Source organism: Lachnospira sp., assembly GCF_016290755.1.
GTDB classification, from domain to species: Bacteria; Bacillota; Clostridia; order Lachnospirales; family Lachnospiraceae; genus Lachnospira; species Lachnospira multipara.
The window spans coordinates 1-18,742 of the sequence record NZ_JAEEVD010000001.1; the positions used below are offsets into that span (position 1 = coordinate 1).

Consider the following 18,742-nt stretch of genomic DNA (forward strand, 5'->3'; position numbering starts at 1 on the left):
TAGTTTCATCTTCTTTATTAAGTATATTAGTTATTCCAGTAAATAACATACTACCACATCCAATAAAAGGAATCCATTTAAATAGAACTGGTGTAAGTTCTAACATAGGGTATAGCAATAAACACTGGGAACTTATGGCTATTAACAGCAGTAGCCAATTATACTTAGCTAACTATGAAATACTAGTCTAAGTTCCCTGTTTTATTGACATATAAAATAGTAAAGAAGTAAAAATAATTATCGATAAGCAAACTATTAAATGCATTTATTTAATAATAAATTACTTACTTTCAGGATCATCTGAACCTGCATCTGGATCTGGTTCAGGGAGATTTGTAGGATCCTAGTCATCTTCTTTAGTAGTAGGAACATCTGGAAGAGGTTCTGTAGGTTCAGGTTTAGGCTAATCTGTATCATTTTCTGAATCTTTAGGTTCTAAAGATAGAGATCCTGCTCCAACAGTATTACTCAATTCGAGACCTCTAGTATGATATCCTACATATTTATCCTAAAAAAGTACTTGTCTTGCCATAATTAATTATTGTTCTTTAATTCATCAATTTTGTTGTATATATCTGTTATTATTTCATATAATAAACCAGATGTTAAAAGTTTACGACTTCCTTCAGTAGGTTCATCATCAGTATCTAATATCAAAGCAACTTTTTTATGCATTCCAATTTGACCATCTTTACTGGTAGTTTTAACAACAGAAAACTCAGGAAAAATCCTTGGAACATCTAAATCACGATTAATGTGAGATGGAATTATTTCAACTACTTTATTAGTTAAATCTTCTTTATCTTCACATACTATACCAGATCCTTTTTCTAAATATAACTTATCCCTTAAAGCCATTTTCTTATTTAAAAGTTCTTTCATTTTGTTTTTAATAGTTAATAATATTTTCATAATCGTTGTTCTAAAATAAGTACTCTTTGAGCTAATGCTTCTAAAGCTGTATAAATAGCTCCAGAAGTTAATAAATTTTCACTATCTTCAGTAGGCAATGTATCACATACCAAGTTAAAGGATCCTGTATCCATTGTATCATCTGGATTTTCAAAATCTTTTATAATATTAGTAACTCTAAAATACCCACTATCTCCTTGAGAATCTCCTTCTTTAAATTCTATTCTAGCATCACTAAATTCATCATATAACAGAGGTTTTAATCCTACTAATCCTGCTCCATTATTTAATAGTAAAGTTCCATTTAATTGGTCCCCTTCCTTACTTATCTTAGCATCTAAGCAAGATTCAGCAGTTTCATGATGTACTACATGTTCTTCAGTAGATCCATCTTGAGTTATACTCTAAGAAGTTACATCTGCCTCTATATTATTAGATTTATCTAATTCTAATTCTTTAAAAGAATCGTTTTTAGAATCATAATATTTTAGTACCATAATTACATATTTCTTATTTTAAATTTTAAAGAAGAGCCTAAGCCTTGTACTCTTATTCTTCTATCTTTAGGCATTTCTGGATCTTCTACAAACATATTTATAAAAGTATTATCATTTAATGTATAATAACCCCCATCTTCATTTATATATCTGTAATTAGATAAATCACTTTTATCTAATTTAAACCTTAATATAATCTGTGGAAATTTAGTAATTATATTTTTAATAATAACCTAATTAATATTTTCCCCTTTTTGATTTATTAATTGTACAACATTAGCTGCACTATTTACTATACTAACTATAAATTTTTGATTTGTAAAATCAGGAGTATACTAAATAGGAGGATTTAGATTATTGTCAATACTGAGTTCTGAAATAGTAGAATCATCTTCTTCTAAAGTAAAATTCCAAATATATAAAGGTACTTCTATGATATCATCGATATTCTAAACATTTATTGTAGTATAATCTGATGGTGTAGATGGTATAAAAAACATATTGTTAAAAGTATCATAATTTTCATTCTCTACTATATCATAATAAGCATCATATAATTGCTATTTAGAATATTTATTTAGTACAAATACATATTTTTCAGACCGAAATATAGGTTTTTCTAAATATCCTTCAACTGCAGCGTCTATAACATCATCTTCTGCATTACTTCTATAACTTTTACCTGGGTCTATAAATACACAAGACTGTATCCATTCTTTTAAGGAACTTTGATCTATATTTGCTTCATTAATTTTTAATGGATATAGTACACCTAAATTATTTACCTAATCAGTTTTATAATAATCTTTAGCTATACAATAGACAGTTGAACCTTCAGAAGTAATTCCCTAATAGATTAGTCCTGGACATGTTGGAATAATATGTCCGTCATTATCTGCTAATCTAAATAAATCGTTTACAAAGTATGCATAATAATCTTCTTCTCCCCAATTATTGCTTATTATAAAATCTATTAACTTAGTAACATCATTAATACTTATTAAAGTGCCAGTTTCACCACCTTGCCAAGGGAACCTTAATATTCCTGAAGGATCATTTATAGCAACATCATATAAAGGAATCTCTAAACGAACGTTAGAACCACTTGACAATATAGTATAATCATTAATACTATAGGGAGGTTCTGTAAAATCTGTATCTTGTTCTAACAACAATTCCTCATCAGAGAACTCTCTGTTATGATGATTAATTAATATTATATTAGTAGGTTTTGAACCTTCAGTTGCATCTGAAGGAATTGTAAATTCTAAGTCAAATTCATTATCTATATAATCTATAGTTTTTTCAATTACATAGTGATTACTGTTGTCATAGTAGTTTTCATCTACTATAACACTTTTAGTAATATCACACATAGCCCCCTAATTGGCATCATAATAACCATCTATTTTTAATTTAAATTTATAAGTTGTACCCTAAGGTTCAGTATCTTGTTCCTATTCAATATCATTTTTGCTATCAGATTTTTTAAATAATATTTTTAAATGATTTTCTAATACTGTATTTTCAACATTTATAGAATCTTCTTCATTGTTAGTATTATTAGTTGGAATATTGATGAATTTAAATCTAAATTTAGTAGAAGAAAATTCTGTACCTAGTACACCTCTTGTTGATACTCCTTGTTTTTTCCTATTATTATTATCATCTATCCAATATTCATTAATAATAGCCCTTCCAAATGTAAATGTTATAGGATTCTAATCCTAATCATCTTCATCAAACAATAAAAAAATAGGTTCTATAGGGTTTCTTCCATCATTTCCATGTAACAATATATCTATTAAAGATGTTACATCTGATATATTTACCCTATTATCTCTATTTATGTCACCCCTTATGGGTTTTCCTCCATATATATTTCCTGGATAATTTTTATTATCTTCATCTAAAAATGAATACACAGTATTATGCACTCCCATGTATATATTATTAGAGTCATCATCCAAGTCATCCTTAAATAATCCAGCTCCTGCTTTTAAATTGTTCTTTAATCTACTATCGGTATATTCTTTAGCAGCTTGTTCAGAGTTTTCAATATTCTATAATAGTGATTTATTAATAGACTATTGATCTTTTTTAGTTTCTTCCCATTCTGAATCATGAATATATTCTGCCTAAGATAATACTTTATCGGAAGTTGCTGGGTATAATTCGTTTGATAATTTAATTCCTTTTGCCATAATTATTATTTATTTGTAATATGCCAAGTTGTTCCTGGTAATAAACTAGCAGCTGATCTAACAATATTATAGTTTGTAGTTACAGATTCTCCAACAATAGTAAATGTTTTACTACCAGTATCATCATAGTATTCATTACTTAAATTAAATTCAATTCCAGATTCAGCATCTTTAAAAGGTTGGAAATTCTCAGATGGAGCTTGCATAGTTACATGACTAGGTATAGCTATATAAACATAATAATTACCTCCACCATTAATTGTTATATTACAATTTAAAGAGTTTTGACAGTTTACTGGAGTACCATTACTTAATACACTATTATATGTTTCATCTTCAGAGACGCTCTACCAAATATAATAGGGTGCGTATAAATCTACACTACTATCTTTATAAGTATTTAATTCAGTAGTATTAATATTCATTCTAAAATTTAACGTAGTTTTTCCAGAATTACTAAAGTTGAAATTTCTATACGTATTATATGTGGCACTATCATTTGAATCAGTAATATTTTCAATTATTGGAATATAAGAATTTCCATTTTTATAAGATATTTTTATACTATTAATATTACTGGGGGGAGTGTCTTGATGATTAGAGTCTTTTATTTCCCAATTAAATTTAATGCCTGTATTATTCTAATAGAAGTTTCCTCCTGCACTTGATGCAGAAAAAGTAGCCGAGGGTTTTAAATTTTCTAATATTAGTAGTTCTATTTTATTAAACTAATCCTAGCTTAGATGCAATAAATTCTATTGTTCATTTCTCATATGAGATTGAATAGATACGTACTAATTATTAAAAGGAATTTTTAAAGAATCAGTTATTTGATTGCTAACTTCTAAAGCATTCTATCTATTTTCATCAGAAGTGCCTATACCCACTGTAAATATTGAATTCTCATTTGTTGAATTAAAGTTTCCTATAGTAGTTTCATTACTTTTACATACCTATAAATTACTTGACGTAGATTTCTATTTAATAGAACCTTCATAATTTTCGTCAGTATCCCAAAAGTCATCTCCTATATTAGACAAAGCATTCCAAACAGTATCTCCAGAAACAGGTCTGGTATCTCCCTAAGTTATAGTACCATTAGGTGATAAATTCTATAAATAATTGAAAATAACTCCTCCAGTTACAATATTAGGATTATCTTGTTCTATAGTTCCTCCTATAAGATCCTATATATAATCATATACAGTATCTCCAGCTACTGCTTGAGTATCTCCATCTTCTACTCTACCACTTGGAGCAAACCCTTGTACAAAATCATATATGGCCCCTCCAGTTACTGGTTTAAGTTCGCCTTGTGAAACTTCTGTTGCAAGTGGGTATAACTCTTCCATTTTATCCATAAGGTCTTTTCCATCACTTCCTCGAAAAGCATTATGAGAAGTATACCCCAATTCTAATTTATCTCCAAAATCAAAACTACCAAAGTTCCTTACAAACTCTAAAACAACCCCTAGTACATCTTGTAGATTTTTTAACTCTCCTTCATCTATTACTTGAATAGCTTGAGCATGAGTTACAGGGTAAAATGGTTCCTGTTTTTCACAATCAACCATCTATTTTATATTAAATTTCTCTCTATTATCCATAATTTATTTTTTTGACAAAGATAGTAAAATTTAAACTTTATACAAATTATTTTCTTAACAATCTTATAGTATTATTATCAGGGTTATTTTCACGATAATCTAAAGTGATATCATTATAGATATTACTAAAATATAAGTTTGTTCCAACAATCGGATCTCCATTTTCATCAAGAACATTTAGCACCAGTTCATAAGGATTACTTAAATTTTTAGTTATATAAATATAATTACCTTCTTTATGTGAGAAAGTTAGATTATCTATAGTAACAACACTATCATTTGGGAATGCTACAATATAAGGTGAACTATTACTGTTTAATTTATATGAAATTCTATTTCCACGACTATCACTATTTGGTAATTCTAATCGCATTATTAATTCTCGTAAATCAGCTTTTGTTAAAAAACTATTATTATCAACACCAGGTACTTCGTTTCCTAATTTAAATTTAAATTCTATAGTTACAGTTGGAATACCTTGTTCAGAAGATTCAAATCTAGCATTAGTAAGATATACTTTTACTTTATTTTCACTTACACCTAAATTAGTTTCAGGGTTTCCTTTAATTATTTCAAATTTTCTTTCTAACTCTACATCACTAATCTATATATTAGTATAATAAACTCCCTACTGAGTAATAACCCATTGATATTTTCCAGTTGTACTATCATAATTACTTATAAGAGTATATAGATTATTATCATCGATAGTTAACTATGATGTCTTTTCAAAGTATTTTTCATTATCAACAGTATTTATTTTATAATATAAAATTTCAGTATTTTGATTAGGTGTTTTAACAACGCAAGTTCCTCCATTATCATAAAGTAAAATATACGCTAACATGTGCTAATTCTATTCAAAAGTAGGTAGTTCAATTGTATTTTGATTATACCAGAAAACATTATTACCTGTTAAAGAAATACTTTTAGCACTTATATTACCTGTAATTTCTGCATTTTCAGCTACTAATTTTCCACTTTGATATACTCTAAATGGAGCTTCTTGTAGATTTATGTCTACACTCTCCTCTTCATAGTCTGCAGAAGTACCTGCCCAAATTCTAACTGAATTATTCTTATTTCCATCAATAGTAATATCTTCATTCTACAGTATTAATTTAGAGTCTCCTCCAGTCATACCAGCTACAATATGGGCATCTTTATTCTCATTATCTTTATCGAATATTACTACTTCATTACTAGATAAATAGTCAACTTTTCCTTCTTCTGCATAAAGTACCTTAGTAGCAATAAATTCAAAATTTTCTGCTTTTATCCACTAAGTAGTATCAGTAGGGGCAATACCTGTAACTCTTCTTATACCATCACCTGTTTCTATAGGTAATACCATATAATAAAAAGAATCTGTATATTTTACAATATCTATGTATCTTATTCCTGTAAGACCTAATTCTGAATCCAAGGCATTTTTCATATTAACATATTCTACAGCAGGATCATAATCTCCTTTAAATCTTATTACAGGACCCGCTAATCCTTGAACTTCTTCAGGTGTTCCATTTGTACCATCTTTTCCAAGACTACTCCATAAACTAGGTTTACTATAAGATTTCCATTCATACAAATCTTTATCATTATTATAGAGTTTCTTTCGAATACTTACGTACTAATATGGATTTTCTACTGTAAGACCTACTGGATTATCAAACCAGAACTTATTTTTAAAATTTGGTCTAATATATTCATCAGTTTGGAAATTAAAATCATTTACCCATTCTTCAGGATTACTTCCATCGTTAAGCCAAGGGTCTGTGTCAGCTATTTCCTAATTTAATGCACAATATATATATTCTATATTTGCAGAGTCTGCTCCATTAGCACCCCATCTAGACCATAGTACAGGCTTAGACCATCCTTCTCCTAAAGGCTAATTTTCTAAATTATAGAAACGACTGCTTACATACTCATACCTTTCTACAGGAGTTACTCCTTGAGGTTCTTCTTTCCAACCATACTGTGCCCAGTTATCTCCTGGAGTGTCTAAGTTTTTATAGTAAGTATCTGTTCTATAATATATTTTCTTCTCATATTGTTCTTGTCCTCCTACATAATTACCTGATTTATCATATAGAAGAACTATCTTCCAAGTCTAAAAATTTTTAGTAGTCCCTTTTACTTTAACTATAGTAGAAGCCATCCAGATATATTGCCCTTCTGCATTAGAATAGCTAATATCCCAATTATTAAGAATTTCTCCTTTACTATTAATTTCAGGATCTTCTGGAGTTTCTAATTCATCTGTTAATGTAAATAGGAGTAACTCATATTCATACTATAAATTAGATATAATATCATTTAATGATTGGATATTATCTTTTAAAGTATTTATCTAATTCTATAAATATTCATTATTATTTTGTTGTGTGTCTAAATCATCTAAAGCTTGCTATATAGAACTAATACTATTATTTATTAGACAAACATCATTTTCTAATTTTAAACCATCTACAGCACGATATGCTTTTCCATCAGGTAATTCTCCAGAAATTCTCTAATATAATTCTAGAACTCCTGTTTCATAATAATTTTTTATATTATTAATATAATCTGCTAATGAAATAGGAGATTCTTGTAGATTAGTTAATATAACAGCATTATCGGTAGTAATTGGATAGATAATTTTCTATCTATCCAAATCTACCATCTACTATATAATTGCTTCATATTCTTTTACATTATATTCACAATCCATAATCAAAAATTATTAACCGTCAGATTCACCCTAATCTTGATGTAATACTCTATTAGGATCATATACTATAGATTCACTAATATTTATATATTGCTAAGGAGATCCACCAATATTTGGATTATTACTACTTACATTAGTTAACTGAACAACTTGATCATTTACATTATGAACTGTTAAAGGAGCACCAAGTCTTTTTAATACAGCTAATAATTCACTCATAGAATACCACTTATCGCCTATTACAAAATGTATGTCTTCTATAGTTTTATTATCACCTCTGATAATTTCAACAACATTTCTTCTATGTATAGTCTAATCAGAACTATTATAGTACCCGTCTCCTATTGAAAATACTACATCATTAATTCCATTAGATAAAAGTTGTTGTGAACTCTATGGTGGTATTTGAGGAATATTACTATTGAAATTTCCTATAGTTATACCACCCTCAGAATTAATAACGTTACCAGTACCTATTGCAATTCCTCGATTGCTGAGAACTTCATTCCCAGTTCCTAAAGAAACACCTCCTGAATAATATACTTTATTAGAAAATCCAGAAAATCTTACTGAACAACCAAAATAACCATTATTATTTTCATCATATAAATATAAATCGTCTAAAGTACCTTCCTTTACTCCACTTAAAGTTACTTTATAACTATTACCATCTTTTGTTAAAGATTCTATACCTGGATATATAGGAGTTGCATTATTTTTTAAATTCTAAAATGAAAAAGATCCTAGGTATTTAGTTGAACCATTTCTCTAGGAAATATTGCTTAATTCTATAGCTTTACCTAATTCCGAATTCTATAATACTTCCCAATAGACAGTATTATTATTACTATCTGTGTGTTTATAATATAACTTAAATATTTCTAATTTGTCATCGTCGGTTGTGTGGGTATTAGTATCATAAAGATATAAATTATCAATTCTTAAAGTATCACCTAAGGAAATTGCCCCATGACTTGTATTTCCTTCACCATTTTTTATTATAGAACTATAATATCCTCCTGATAAACTTGTATCAGCATTTTCTATTCTACATCTGGTACCAAATATTAAATTATTGACATTTATAGAATTTGAAATTACATTACCATTACCAAATACTGCATTATTACCCCCCTTAATAAAGTGCCTTTCTCCAGCTACTATATTACAAGGTCCTGCTACAGAAATTAAGGTTCCAAATGCTGTGGAAAATTTTCCCCTTTTTTCTTCAGAATCTCCGTACTCATATACCTAAGTATTACCTCTGTAGACTCTATATCTACCAATTTCAACATCATATCCTAAAGCAGTTGCGAAAAAACCACTATTAAATACTTTGGCACCTATACTAATAGAATTTCTATTTGTAGCTGTACAATAATTGTTTTTGTTTTGGTCAGTAGTTTTTTCATAGGAACCTATAGCTATAGAATTTCTTCCAGAAGCAAATCCTCCATACATAGAAACATTACACTAAACATTTCCATATTTATCAATATTTAGTCTAGAAAATTCTGATTGTTTACTAGTATCCGTTTCATTTTTTGACTAACTGCTACTTCCTATAGATACAGAATAAGGACTATTAATAATAGTACCATTCATAAGAGCAATAGATCCTGGAGACTTAATAATAGTTCCATTATTTAATGCTATAGAGTTCTGTGAATCACTTTTAATTTTACTTAAAATAGCTCCAACACTATTGGGACTTTCTACTTCAGATCCACTTAAACCTAAAGAATTATTACCACTTACTTTGGTTCCGCTCTAAAAAGCTATAGAATTATCTCCAGTTGCTTCAGCCCCTTGCATTGAAAAGGAATTGGATCCGCTTGCTATTCCACCGTGTCCTTTTCTAATAGTACTTCCTTGGTTTGTTACCTGGTTTGTAGTATATTCTTCAAATAAACAATCTTCTCCTAGATGTAAATTATCTATATATGTTTTATCATAGTAGTACTAACTTAAGAAATTAGTTACATAATTCTCTACTTGAGATTCTGTAATATACTAACTAAGTAAATTATTTATCTCTTCGAAAGTATATGTTGTAATATCATAATCTTTAAAGGTAACTTCTTCAAAATCATTAGTATATACATATACTACAGTTTTTATTCTTTTAGGACCATTGTCTGTTAAAGTTTCATCTCTAAATTGTCTAGTGTATACTAATGTATATTTACCTTCATCTTCTCTCAAAGTAGCTATACATTTTAGTCCAAAATGTCCTGTATAAGAAGTTTTTAGTTGAACTACTACTTCTGTAACATTATTAGTTTCCTATAAAATACTATACACATCTTCTCTGGTAGATGGATTACTAATAGAATCCTACAAGTCACTTTCTTTTAAAAGCACCTGCTCTGTGTTAAAAGTAGTATTAGGAGTATAATTATATATATTTTCTGCATATAAATCTGAGTCTATTAGGTCAATTTGTTTTCCACAAGATGAGCAGCAAGACCCTTTACAATTATTTGTAGTTTCTTCTTTTTTATTGCAGCAAGAACTTTCAACATAAATTTTATCAACTACCTTTTTAGTGCATCCGCAATCGTTACTCATATTATTAAATATATTGATATAAATAATTTTTGAAATTTTCAATATCTGAATAATTTTCTATTAACATTATCTTATTTAAAATATCTTGGTAGCAGTCTACATAGTAACCATTACCAAACTGTTTACATAGTTTAGAAAATTCTTCTACTACCTATGATTTAATTATATCAAGAACATCCACAACCGTTACTATAATTTAACTAAAAACAATAAGAGTCTTGATCTGAATTATTTTTATTACATTGAGATACACAGTTTAACAGTGTTAAAGCCTTACAATAATTGCATAATTCGTTTGCATATTTTACAGCATTTAAAGCCATCCAATAATAATCTCTTAACTATATGTCAGCCTAATTAGCTTTTGCAAAATCACTACAACTTTTAGAACATAAACCTTCTTGATAGACTTTTAATAAATCGTTAGCTTTGTTTATGTAAGCTTCCTCTAAATAACTATAATTTACTAAATCATCTGAATAACATTTTATAGTACTTGTAAAGGTTGATTTTTCTATACAGAGTACTTCTTCAAAGGAAATTTCTCTCCAATCATAGTGAGTTTCATACTCGTAATGACTGTTATTGTTTTCATCAGTAATTAATACCTAATATTTAAATAGTTCTCCTAATAAGAAACAATACTTCTCAGTATCAAATACTACTATTCTTTCAGGTAATTCACAATCTCCAAACTTATTTATTAAGGATTCTTTTAAGGAATCTATATCTACTTCTCCATCAAATCCTAAATTAACAAAATATTGTTTTGTAGGAATAATTAAATGTGTAAATCTATACCAACCATCACTTTTAAACATATATTTTGTAACATCTGGATTATATTGAATACTATTAGTATCTTCGTCATAAGTAACATGAATTATTAAATTGTAAGGTTCACAAGTGTCACCATCCTCATTAGGTATTCTTGTAGTCTCATTAGCACAATTTACAGTTTCTATAATATTTGCACTAATACAGTTTGAATACTAATATTCAGTTAAATTTTCATGTTCTGAATCTACATACTAACTAATTGGTTTTCCTTCAATTGTTATAGTATGTCTAGAAGTGTTTTTATTCTAACCCAGACAAGCTTCCATCTTTAAAATAGTCTAATTGTTTATAATGTTTTAATAATGGTTTAAATATAGCATCCCAACTTACAAGACTTAGTATAAAACTATAAACTATAATCATAGAAAAACCTTCTGTCAATCCCATAATTGTTCCAAGAATAATTCCACATATAACTGCTATAATTCTTTTCATATAAGTTGGAACTTGTTTATCTCCATTTAAATTATCTATTAATTTGATTATTAAATAGGTCAATATATTTACAGAAAAAGAATACCCAAAATCAAAACTTCCTAATAATAAATCAAAAATTCTTTCCATAACTATTAATATTTAATTTCATCATTATAAGGATTACCATCTGATATTTGAGCAAGTTCTATTTTAACCTTCTATCTGTCTACGTCAATAGAATCATTTTTATAGGCTCTATCTGTTCTTGCCTAGAACCATTTAATCTCAGTTTCTGCCTACAATTTTTCTCTTTCTAACTAGATCCTCTATTCATCTAAGGATTGTATCTTAGATTGTAACTATTGATTCTATTGATTTAACTACTAAATCTAACTTTGGGCTTGTTCTAATTGCTAACCTAACTATTGTATTTGGTTATTTTCAGCTTTCTTTTTAGCCCAAGATTTAGCTATTATATCTTTTAGTTCAGTTAAACTACGACTTGTTAAAGCTTCTGTAGCCATATCAGGTTCCATAAGTCCTCCTTTAATTAATTCTACAATTATATTCTACATATTCTACATATCTTTTAGAATACGAGTTGAAGGTACTATATGGATATCATAATCTGTATGTGTAAAATGTTCTGGTAAAGCAGTAAATATTCTTTGAAGTTTATCTCCTAAAATAATAGTTCCAGTTAAACCATTCCTCCAAACTATTTTAGCAATATCAAGACAATCCCCTAGAATATCTATAATAAGCATATCCATCTACTAGTAGAATGGTTTAGTTATAGTAAATGAATTACGGGCTCCTGCTTCTACATTGGAAACAGCGTCTCTCTAAGTTATACCATTTAATCTTTCACGAAAAACTCCTGTTATAGATGATACTTGATTTTCAATTCTTTCAAGTACAACTTCAAATGCTTGCATAGTCTAAACTTTAGCAGCATCATCATAACCAGAAGTAAATGTATTATTATTAAATCCTCGACCTTCCTAAGATGAATCCATTAAAGCTAATCCTGCTTTTTTATAGGATTGCCATTTAATAAGACGTTCAGTCATATCTGCTCCTAAAAATTGAGGCAACATAGATACATCCAACCAGTCTCCCATTGTACCACTATTTGCTAAAATATTATCACGTAAAAAAGTTACTACATCATATTTATCCTATAGATGAGCACATTGAAGTATAAGGGATGTTGGTCTGTGGTCTCGATTTATTAAGAATATTCCACCAACTGATAGTGAACATTTAGTCAAAGAATCCTACGAACGTATTACATTTTTAGCTTTTCCACGAGGAATATAAATAGATTCTCCAATACGAACTCCTTCGTACCTATTTTCAACGTATACCCCTTCTTGTTTATCTACGTCTATCCATTCTACTTCATATACAGGTAACCATTTATAATTAAATGACTCATAAGTATTTGAAGGGTATCCTGGAATTACACTTTTACCACTATCCAGATCTGCCATATCTCCTTCAGAATATCCAAGACTTAGCTCTCCAGATCTACTACGTATATACATATAATTAGTATCGCTATAGTGATCGTGCATATCTTCAAGTTCGTTTATGGCTTCTCTAGTTAATTCACTACCATATTTATTAAGAATTTGTTGCTTTGTCATCCATTTTCTCATAACGACTCTATATGAATCTTTAACATACTATGAGTCTGGATTTTTATCAACAAATGTATTTAAAGGATCTAAAACTTCAATACTAACATTATTATTCTCTGGAGAAGCTTTTACCTAATAATAAGCCTATCCTCCAACCAATAAATCAGTCATTAATTCCCTTTTTCTAGTATCTAAATCTGTACTACGAGACTATATTACATATTCAAGAACTGCTTGAGCAGCTTTTTCATATTCACTAACAAAGTTATTGTCTATATCTTCAACAAGCTTATCTAACTCTTTCTTTATAGCAGTATCTTCTACTTGAGGATTTTTCTAACCATTTAAAAACTATAAAGTGTCATTATTCAATTTTAATTTATAATAATCAAATATAGCTTTAGATATAGCAACTTGTTTATCTCTATCTATGTAAGATATAGTATTTTTATCTTTACAAGATATTTTTGGCATCATAGGTATATCAAGATATTCTCCTATAAGAGCATCTACATGTTTTTTAACAAGAGGAGTAAACTCTACAGAAGTTGGATTGCCTATACCAAAATTTTCTTCAAGATACCTAAATTGTTCAGGATCTCTTCTTCCATTATAGTAATTATAGGCTTTTTGCATTTTAAACTTATTATACACAAGTTCATTAATTGCTTTGTCTATATTTTCTATTATGTAATCATTATTTCTTTTTGCAGCAGCCATCTTTATTACAATATATTTTTTCAGCAGTAAAGTAATCCGTATAATGATATCTATTATGCTTTAATTCCTTAAAAATAAATTTCAAAAATTGTTCTGGAGTACCTTCAAAGGCTAAAGTAATAGGACGTTCATCTTTATTAAGACCTAACTCTAAAACATAACCTAAATTTAAATATTCATCATTTTCATTAGGATATTCTTTTAAAGTCTATTTGACTTTAATCTTTCCATTGTACTCTGCATTATATAATTTACGAATCATTTCAATAACTGCTAATTCTAAGTCGTTCGTATCCATAATAATCAGTTTCAAATGTTTTAGCAGTTCTAAAATTTTCTGGACCCATTGTAGGTAATTTATCAGGTATTATACCCTTATGTTTAATACCTCTTTCATCAGTCCAAAATCCAAAATGTCTAAATTGATTTTCTTTAGAATCTATACGTGGAGTTACAAACATAAGCTCTTCGTTTGCTAACATTAACATACCAAGAGCAGCAACAATATCAAATTCACGCTTTCTTTCATAAGAATAAGAACTAAGTTCTTCTATTATCTCTTTAAACCATATTTCTCCACAATACTCATCAATATAGTCAGATATTAAATCCAATTGGTGCCTAATTACAGCCTCAGTTGCTGGAGCTCCAAACTATTTACTACGGCCATTCTAAATATCAGTTTGACAAGACCTAGGTCTACGCATTAAGTATTTATCAGCGCATTTCTTTTCTTTAAAAAATTGTAATACTGATATACGAGAAGATTCTAGACAAGCCACAGCATTATAATACTAAAGCATTCTTAAACAAGTTATATGTGCTTCTTTTAATTTCTCAGGCCTATCTTTATAGTAAGCAACTATCTGTGGAGGATGTACTCCATAGGCTCTTCTCATTATAACTACACAGAAGTTAGAAGGATCTCTAGTAAAGTCTGATGTATCTTCTCCACCTAAGTCAATACCGTCAATCCCAGCAACATATAAATTACGAGGAACAACCCCAGATTCGTCTTCTTTAGGACGTTCTATTATATGAACTTTACCATTTAATTCTGGTTTAAATACTATTTTTTCAATAGTATCTTCTGAGACTTTACCATCTTTAAATTTATATTGAAGACTACCGTGTTCTACTGTAGGACCATTTCCAAGACGTAATTGAGTTAACTAATCAGCTAACAATACTTTGTTAAATTGATTATCACCTTCTAGAGCAAAAGCTTCATCTGGAGTAAAGCAAAACTCTGCACATTGTATAAGATATGCTTTTGGATCGTATAACAGTGTAGCTCTCTGATCCTCTAAATATTTTCGAGCTTTTTTAGTATCTGTTACTCCTCTTTCGTCAACTATACCAGGTTTATTTACAAATGTATATGCTGGTACAAAAAATCCTGTAAAAATATAAGCGCCATCTTTGGTATGATTGTGTTTATAGGGCAATACATTAAATCCTTGAGGATTATAAAACATATCACTAAGTTCATGCATATATTTACCATCTCCTCCAGTACCCCATACAAATCTAGTACCAATCTTTCTACCCATTACCTCTACAAGAGCGTTACCTTGAATAAATGTCTTTTTAAGAACTGGGTTAGAACCAGCTTCTTCAAAAAATAACCTATCAATACGTTGACCACGAAGTTTACGAGGATCATCAACTACCTTTCCTTCTATATCAGAGTTCCAAGAACTAGGCAATTCTTCACGCTACCTATTTACTTTAGAAGCTTTTTTATGCATATCAGAATTATACTTCTAACGAACATGCTTCATTCCAAGTTCTGTATTAGAATTAAGATTATCTAACTAATACCAAGCTTTTGATAATACATCGTCTAATTGACCCTGGGCAAAAGCTGTATATACACAGTGAGTGTTTCTTCTTGTAGTATAAGTACCTACTCCTAAAGAAGCAGCAATTTCAGAGAATCCCACAGCACGACTTTTCACAGCTAACACATCATGTTTTGTAAGTTCACATATTTCTATATAATGAAAATACTCATATTGTTTGCTTAAGAAACTTGGAAATATCATACCACGACCTTGTCCTGTTTTTTCTACCTAAGATTCAGGTAACTAATAATAGTTTAAGAAAAAGTAATGGTCACCAGTAATTCTATATCCATGACTTTCGTAACCTTCATTACATCTGCGATATTCTTCGTCCCAGAAATCACGATATCTCTTAGTTCCTAAAGGATATGAACAATATTTTCCAGTTTCTAGTTTTACGTCACGTGCTTTAGTAAACCAATTAGGATCGAAGTCAAATCCGTGTTCTTCATCAATTGGTCTATATTTGGTTAATTCATAAGATAGTGTAGGATCAAAAAAAGGTATTTTAGAATCTATTTTTACATCCCACACTATCTCTTCTTTTTTAAATAAAGATTTTTTTAGTTCTTGTATTTCTTCTGAAAAATCTTCATTTATTTTTTTCATTATTAAGCTAAGTTACGTTTACTTATATCAGAAGTTTTACTATTATCTTTATATTTATTAGAATCAACTTTATTAATATTATTCTTTATTCCCCCAGTATTTAAATTATTTTTCTTAGTAGGAGTAGAATTATTCTAAGAGTTCTTCCCAGTATAATTGTTAGCTTTTCTTAAATTTTCTACAACAGTACCTTTTTTAGTATTAGGTAGATTAGAATCTTTTTTAAGATGTGAAGGCTTTTTTATAGGCTAAATTTGAGCTAACATTCCAGGCTATGCTTTTCTAACTTTAGTAGCACAGCCGCCACCACAATCTTTTTGTACTTTTTTAGTCTTACCACCACATTTATAAGCCTATAAATCTTCTTCAGTTACACCAGCAAATTGTTTGAAAAATTCGTATTCGTTATTCATAATTTTTAGTATTTATTAATCATATGCTCCAGCCTCAACATTACCCATGAGACCATTTTCTTGTTCTTGTTCTTTTTTATAAAGTATCTCAAGCTATTTAAGATCTTCCACTAACTAAGGAATTGTATTCATTTCAGCCATTACATCTTTTACTTTGTAAACAGGTTTACTAGTAACTGGATCTCTTTCCTACAAATCAATAGTATCAAAATAATCTATTATTTTATCTACAACTTGTTGTGTAGATTTTATTAACTTAAGTGAACGTGAAGAATTTTGTAAATCACGGTACTTGCGTACTGCTTCCCTAAAAGTAGGATCTGACCATTCTTTTTCGGTTAATCCAGCATCTTTTAAACATTCCTCATGTCTTTCCTATTCTGAATAATCAGCATATGGAGATGCCCAATCGCACATTAGCCATATATAAGCAAGTTCTCTAAAAGCACGAGTTCTCTTTTGTCCTTTGGGATCTTTCTTAGTTTTATTTCGAGTAGGTTCCCACAAATCAGCAAATTCTTTTACAAGCATTACTTCAGGTTCATTAACAACTATTTCATTAGTTGCATTATTAAATAAAAAGAATTTCATACTTAATAATTTAATTTTAAAGTATTGTTATAAGGATTAGGGTACTATAAAGAAGTGTCTAAATTTAATGATTCAGGAAACTAATAAAGTTCAGGATTAGGATTTTGAACTTTCGGCTAAAAACTTGGATATTTAACGTTTAATTGTTCAGATAACCTTTCTTGTAATTTTGAATTAGGCTATCCATTTTTAGAGGATTGTTCACTTCTATATTTATGCATGTCTTTTATAGCCTATAAAAAAGGGTCTATAGACTCATTCATTAGATAATCACCAGCCTATATATCTGCAGAAGCTTGCATAGGTTCATATCTATTAGATCTATTCATCCCCTAAATAGTTTTAAAAATTCCCATTCCTAAACCAGCACCTGCTTTTAGGAAGTTCTAATTTTTATCAACCCATTTAGCAGCTGAGTTTAATAAACCTCCAATCGAATACTGCTATATGTAATTATCTGGCTTTGGAATTAACATACCATTATAAGCCCTGTTTATATGAGTACTTCCATCCTCACTTTTCTGTTTTTTATTTTGTCGTGGAACCGCTATTTTTTCTGAATTAAGATACATCCACTATCCTTTATATAATCCAATAGATTCTTTACCATCTACCTGATTTTTATTTAAAGGATTTTTTAATTTCATATATCCACCATCAGATGTTCTCACGGCACCACCACTATAGAAACGGTTTAAGTAGGTTACCCTATTACCATGTTTGGCAAGGATAGCCTACTGTCCCTATTGTCCTTCCTAAATAGCTTTCTATGCTTCTTGTTGAGCCTGTGCTATATTTTCTTCAGACGTATCTCCAGACTAAATTATTTCAGCACACTTATTTAAAAATTTTGCTCGTCCTTGTTCTGACATCATAGTCATAGCCTACTTAAACTAATTAGGGTCTTTTAAACCCATTATTTGCATAGCTAGAGCTAATACTTGAGTCTGAAGTCTATTATCCATTTTATAATTTTATTAAGTCTTTAGTGTTAAATACAGATTCCTATAATTCTTGAGTTGTAGTAAACCATCTACAACGAATTCCTTTAAAGAAATCTTCTTTTTCTTCTTTATCTTTATCAGGTCTAAATGTTAGAGTTTCTTTTTTAACTACTAACATTATAGGTTTATTTGGTAATTCCTACTTAAG

General features: G+C 29.1%; 21 protein-coding genes. 1 reads left to right on the plus strand and 20 read right to left on the minus strand.

Features of this window, described 5'->3' with window-relative positions; all coding sequences use genetic code 11:
* Positions 1-191 (plus strand): hypothetical protein (locus QVA17_RS00005; protein WP_287385528.1); only part of this gene is annotated, 191 nt, incomplete at its 5' end.
* A gap of 343 nt (positions 192-534) precedes the next feature.
* On the opposite strand, the gene QVA17_RS00010 is transcribed toward QVA17_RS00005, so the two are convergent.
* The 20 genes from QVA17_RS00010 to QVA17_RS00105 all read right to left on the minus strand — a co-directional run bounded on the left by QVA17_RS00010 (position 535) and on the right by QVA17_RS00105 (position 17,590).
* Positions 535-912: a hypothetical protein gene (locus QVA17_RS00010; protein ID WP_287385529.1), complete on the minus strand. Its 378-nt coding sequence runs from the start codon at positions 910-912 to the stop codon at positions 535-537.
* 1,345 nt (positions 913-2,257) lie between these two features.
* The gene (locus QVA17_RS00015; protein WP_287385530.1) at positions 2,258-2,785 is read right to left on the minus strand and encodes a hypothetical protein; all 528 of its coding nucleotides are present in this window, start codon (positions 2,783-2,785) and stop codon (positions 2,258-2,260) included.
* A gap of 351 nt (positions 2,786-3,136) precedes the next feature.
* A complete protein-coding gene (locus QVA17_RS00020; RefSeq protein WP_287385531.1) occupies positions 3,137-3,334 on the minus strand; it encodes a hypothetical protein in 198 nt (65 codons plus the stop codon).
* Positions 3,335-3,618: 284 nt separating this feature from the next.
* Entirely contained in the window at positions 3,619-3,819 is a 201-nt protein-coding gene (locus QVA17_RS00025) for a hypothetical protein (protein ID WP_287385532.1), read from the minus strand.
* 981 nt (positions 3,820-4,800) lie between these two features.
* Positions 4,801-5,187, minus strand: a complete 387-nt coding sequence (locus tag QVA17_RS00030; RefSeq protein ID WP_287385533.1) for a hypothetical protein — start codon at positions 5,185-5,187, stop codon at positions 4,801-4,803.
* Positions 5,188-5,266: 79 nt separating this feature from the next.
* Positions 5,267-5,593, minus strand: a complete 327-nt coding sequence (locus tag QVA17_RS00035; RefSeq protein WP_287385534.1) for a hypothetical protein — start codon at positions 5,591-5,593, stop codon at positions 5,267-5,269.
* A gap of 909 nt (positions 5,594-6,502) precedes the next feature.
* Complete coding sequence (locus QVA17_RS00040) at positions 6,503-6,808, minus strand: hypothetical protein (RefSeq protein ID WP_287385535.1); 306 nt, start codon at positions 6,806-6,808, stop codon at positions 6,503-6,505.
* A 1,221-nt stretch (positions 6,809-8,029) separates the two neighbouring features.
* A complete protein-coding gene (locus QVA17_RS00045; protein WP_287385536.1) occupies positions 8,030-8,155 on the minus strand; it encodes a hypothetical protein in 126 nt (41 codons plus the stop codon).
* A 1,032-nt stretch (positions 8,156-9,187) separates the two neighbouring features.
* Complete coding sequence (locus tag QVA17_RS00050) at positions 9,188-9,397, minus strand: hypothetical protein (protein ID WP_287385537.1); 210 nt, start codon at positions 9,395-9,397, stop codon at positions 9,188-9,190.
* A 552-nt stretch (positions 9,398-9,949) separates the two neighbouring features.
* A complete protein-coding gene (locus QVA17_RS00055; RefSeq protein ID WP_287385538.1) occupies positions 9,950-10,141 on the minus strand; it encodes a hypothetical protein in 192 nt (63 codons plus the stop codon).
* A 974-nt stretch (positions 10,142-11,115) separates the two neighbouring features.
* The gene (locus tag QVA17_RS00060) at positions 11,116-11,328 is read right to left on the minus strand and encodes a hypothetical protein (RefSeq protein ID WP_287385539.1); all 213 of its coding nucleotides are present in this window, start codon (positions 11,326-11,328) and stop codon (positions 11,116-11,118) included.
* Positions 11,329-11,587: 259 nt separating this feature from the next.
* Positions 11,588-11,911, minus strand: a complete 324-nt coding sequence (locus tag QVA17_RS00065) for a hypothetical protein (RefSeq protein WP_287385540.1) — start codon at positions 11,909-11,911, stop codon at positions 11,588-11,590.
* Positions 11,912-12,342: 431 nt separating this feature from the next.
* Complete coding sequence (locus tag QVA17_RS00070; protein ID WP_287385541.1) at positions 12,343-12,531, minus strand: hypothetical protein; 189 nt, start codon at positions 12,529-12,531, stop codon at positions 12,343-12,345.
* Between the two features lie 513 nt (positions 12,532-13,044).
* A complete protein-coding gene (locus tag QVA17_RS00075) occupies positions 13,045-13,428 on the minus strand; it encodes a hypothetical protein (RefSeq protein WP_287385542.1) in 384 nt (127 codons plus the stop codon).
* Between the two features lie 333 nt (positions 13,429-13,761).
* Entirely contained in the window at positions 13,762-14,130 is a 369-nt protein-coding gene (locus tag QVA17_RS00080) for a hypothetical protein (RefSeq protein WP_287385543.1), read from the minus strand.
* Between the two features lie 263 nt (positions 14,131-14,393).
* Complete coding sequence (locus QVA17_RS00085) at positions 14,394-14,744, minus strand: hypothetical protein (RefSeq protein WP_287385544.1); 351 nt, start codon at positions 14,742-14,744, stop codon at positions 14,394-14,396.
* A gap of 558 nt (positions 14,745-15,302) precedes the next feature.
* Complete coding sequence (locus QVA17_RS00090) at positions 15,303-15,839, minus strand: hypothetical protein (RefSeq protein ID WP_287385546.1); 537 nt, start codon at positions 15,837-15,839, stop codon at positions 15,303-15,305.
* Positions 15,840-15,947: 108 nt separating this feature from the next.
* Positions 15,948-16,178, minus strand: a complete 231-nt coding sequence (locus QVA17_RS00095; RefSeq protein ID WP_287385547.1) for a hypothetical protein — start codon at positions 16,176-16,178, stop codon at positions 15,948-15,950.
* Positions 16,179-16,220: 42 nt separating this feature from the next.
* Entirely contained in the window at positions 16,221-16,586 is a 366-nt protein-coding gene (locus tag QVA17_RS00100; RefSeq protein ID WP_287385548.1) for a hypothetical protein, read from the minus strand.
* A 788-nt stretch (positions 16,587-17,374) separates the two neighbouring features.
* A complete protein-coding gene (locus tag QVA17_RS00105; protein ID WP_287385549.1) occupies positions 17,375-17,590 on the minus strand; it encodes a hypothetical protein in 216 nt (71 codons plus the stop codon).
* Between the last annotated feature and the right edge of the window lie 1,152 nt (positions 17,591-18,742).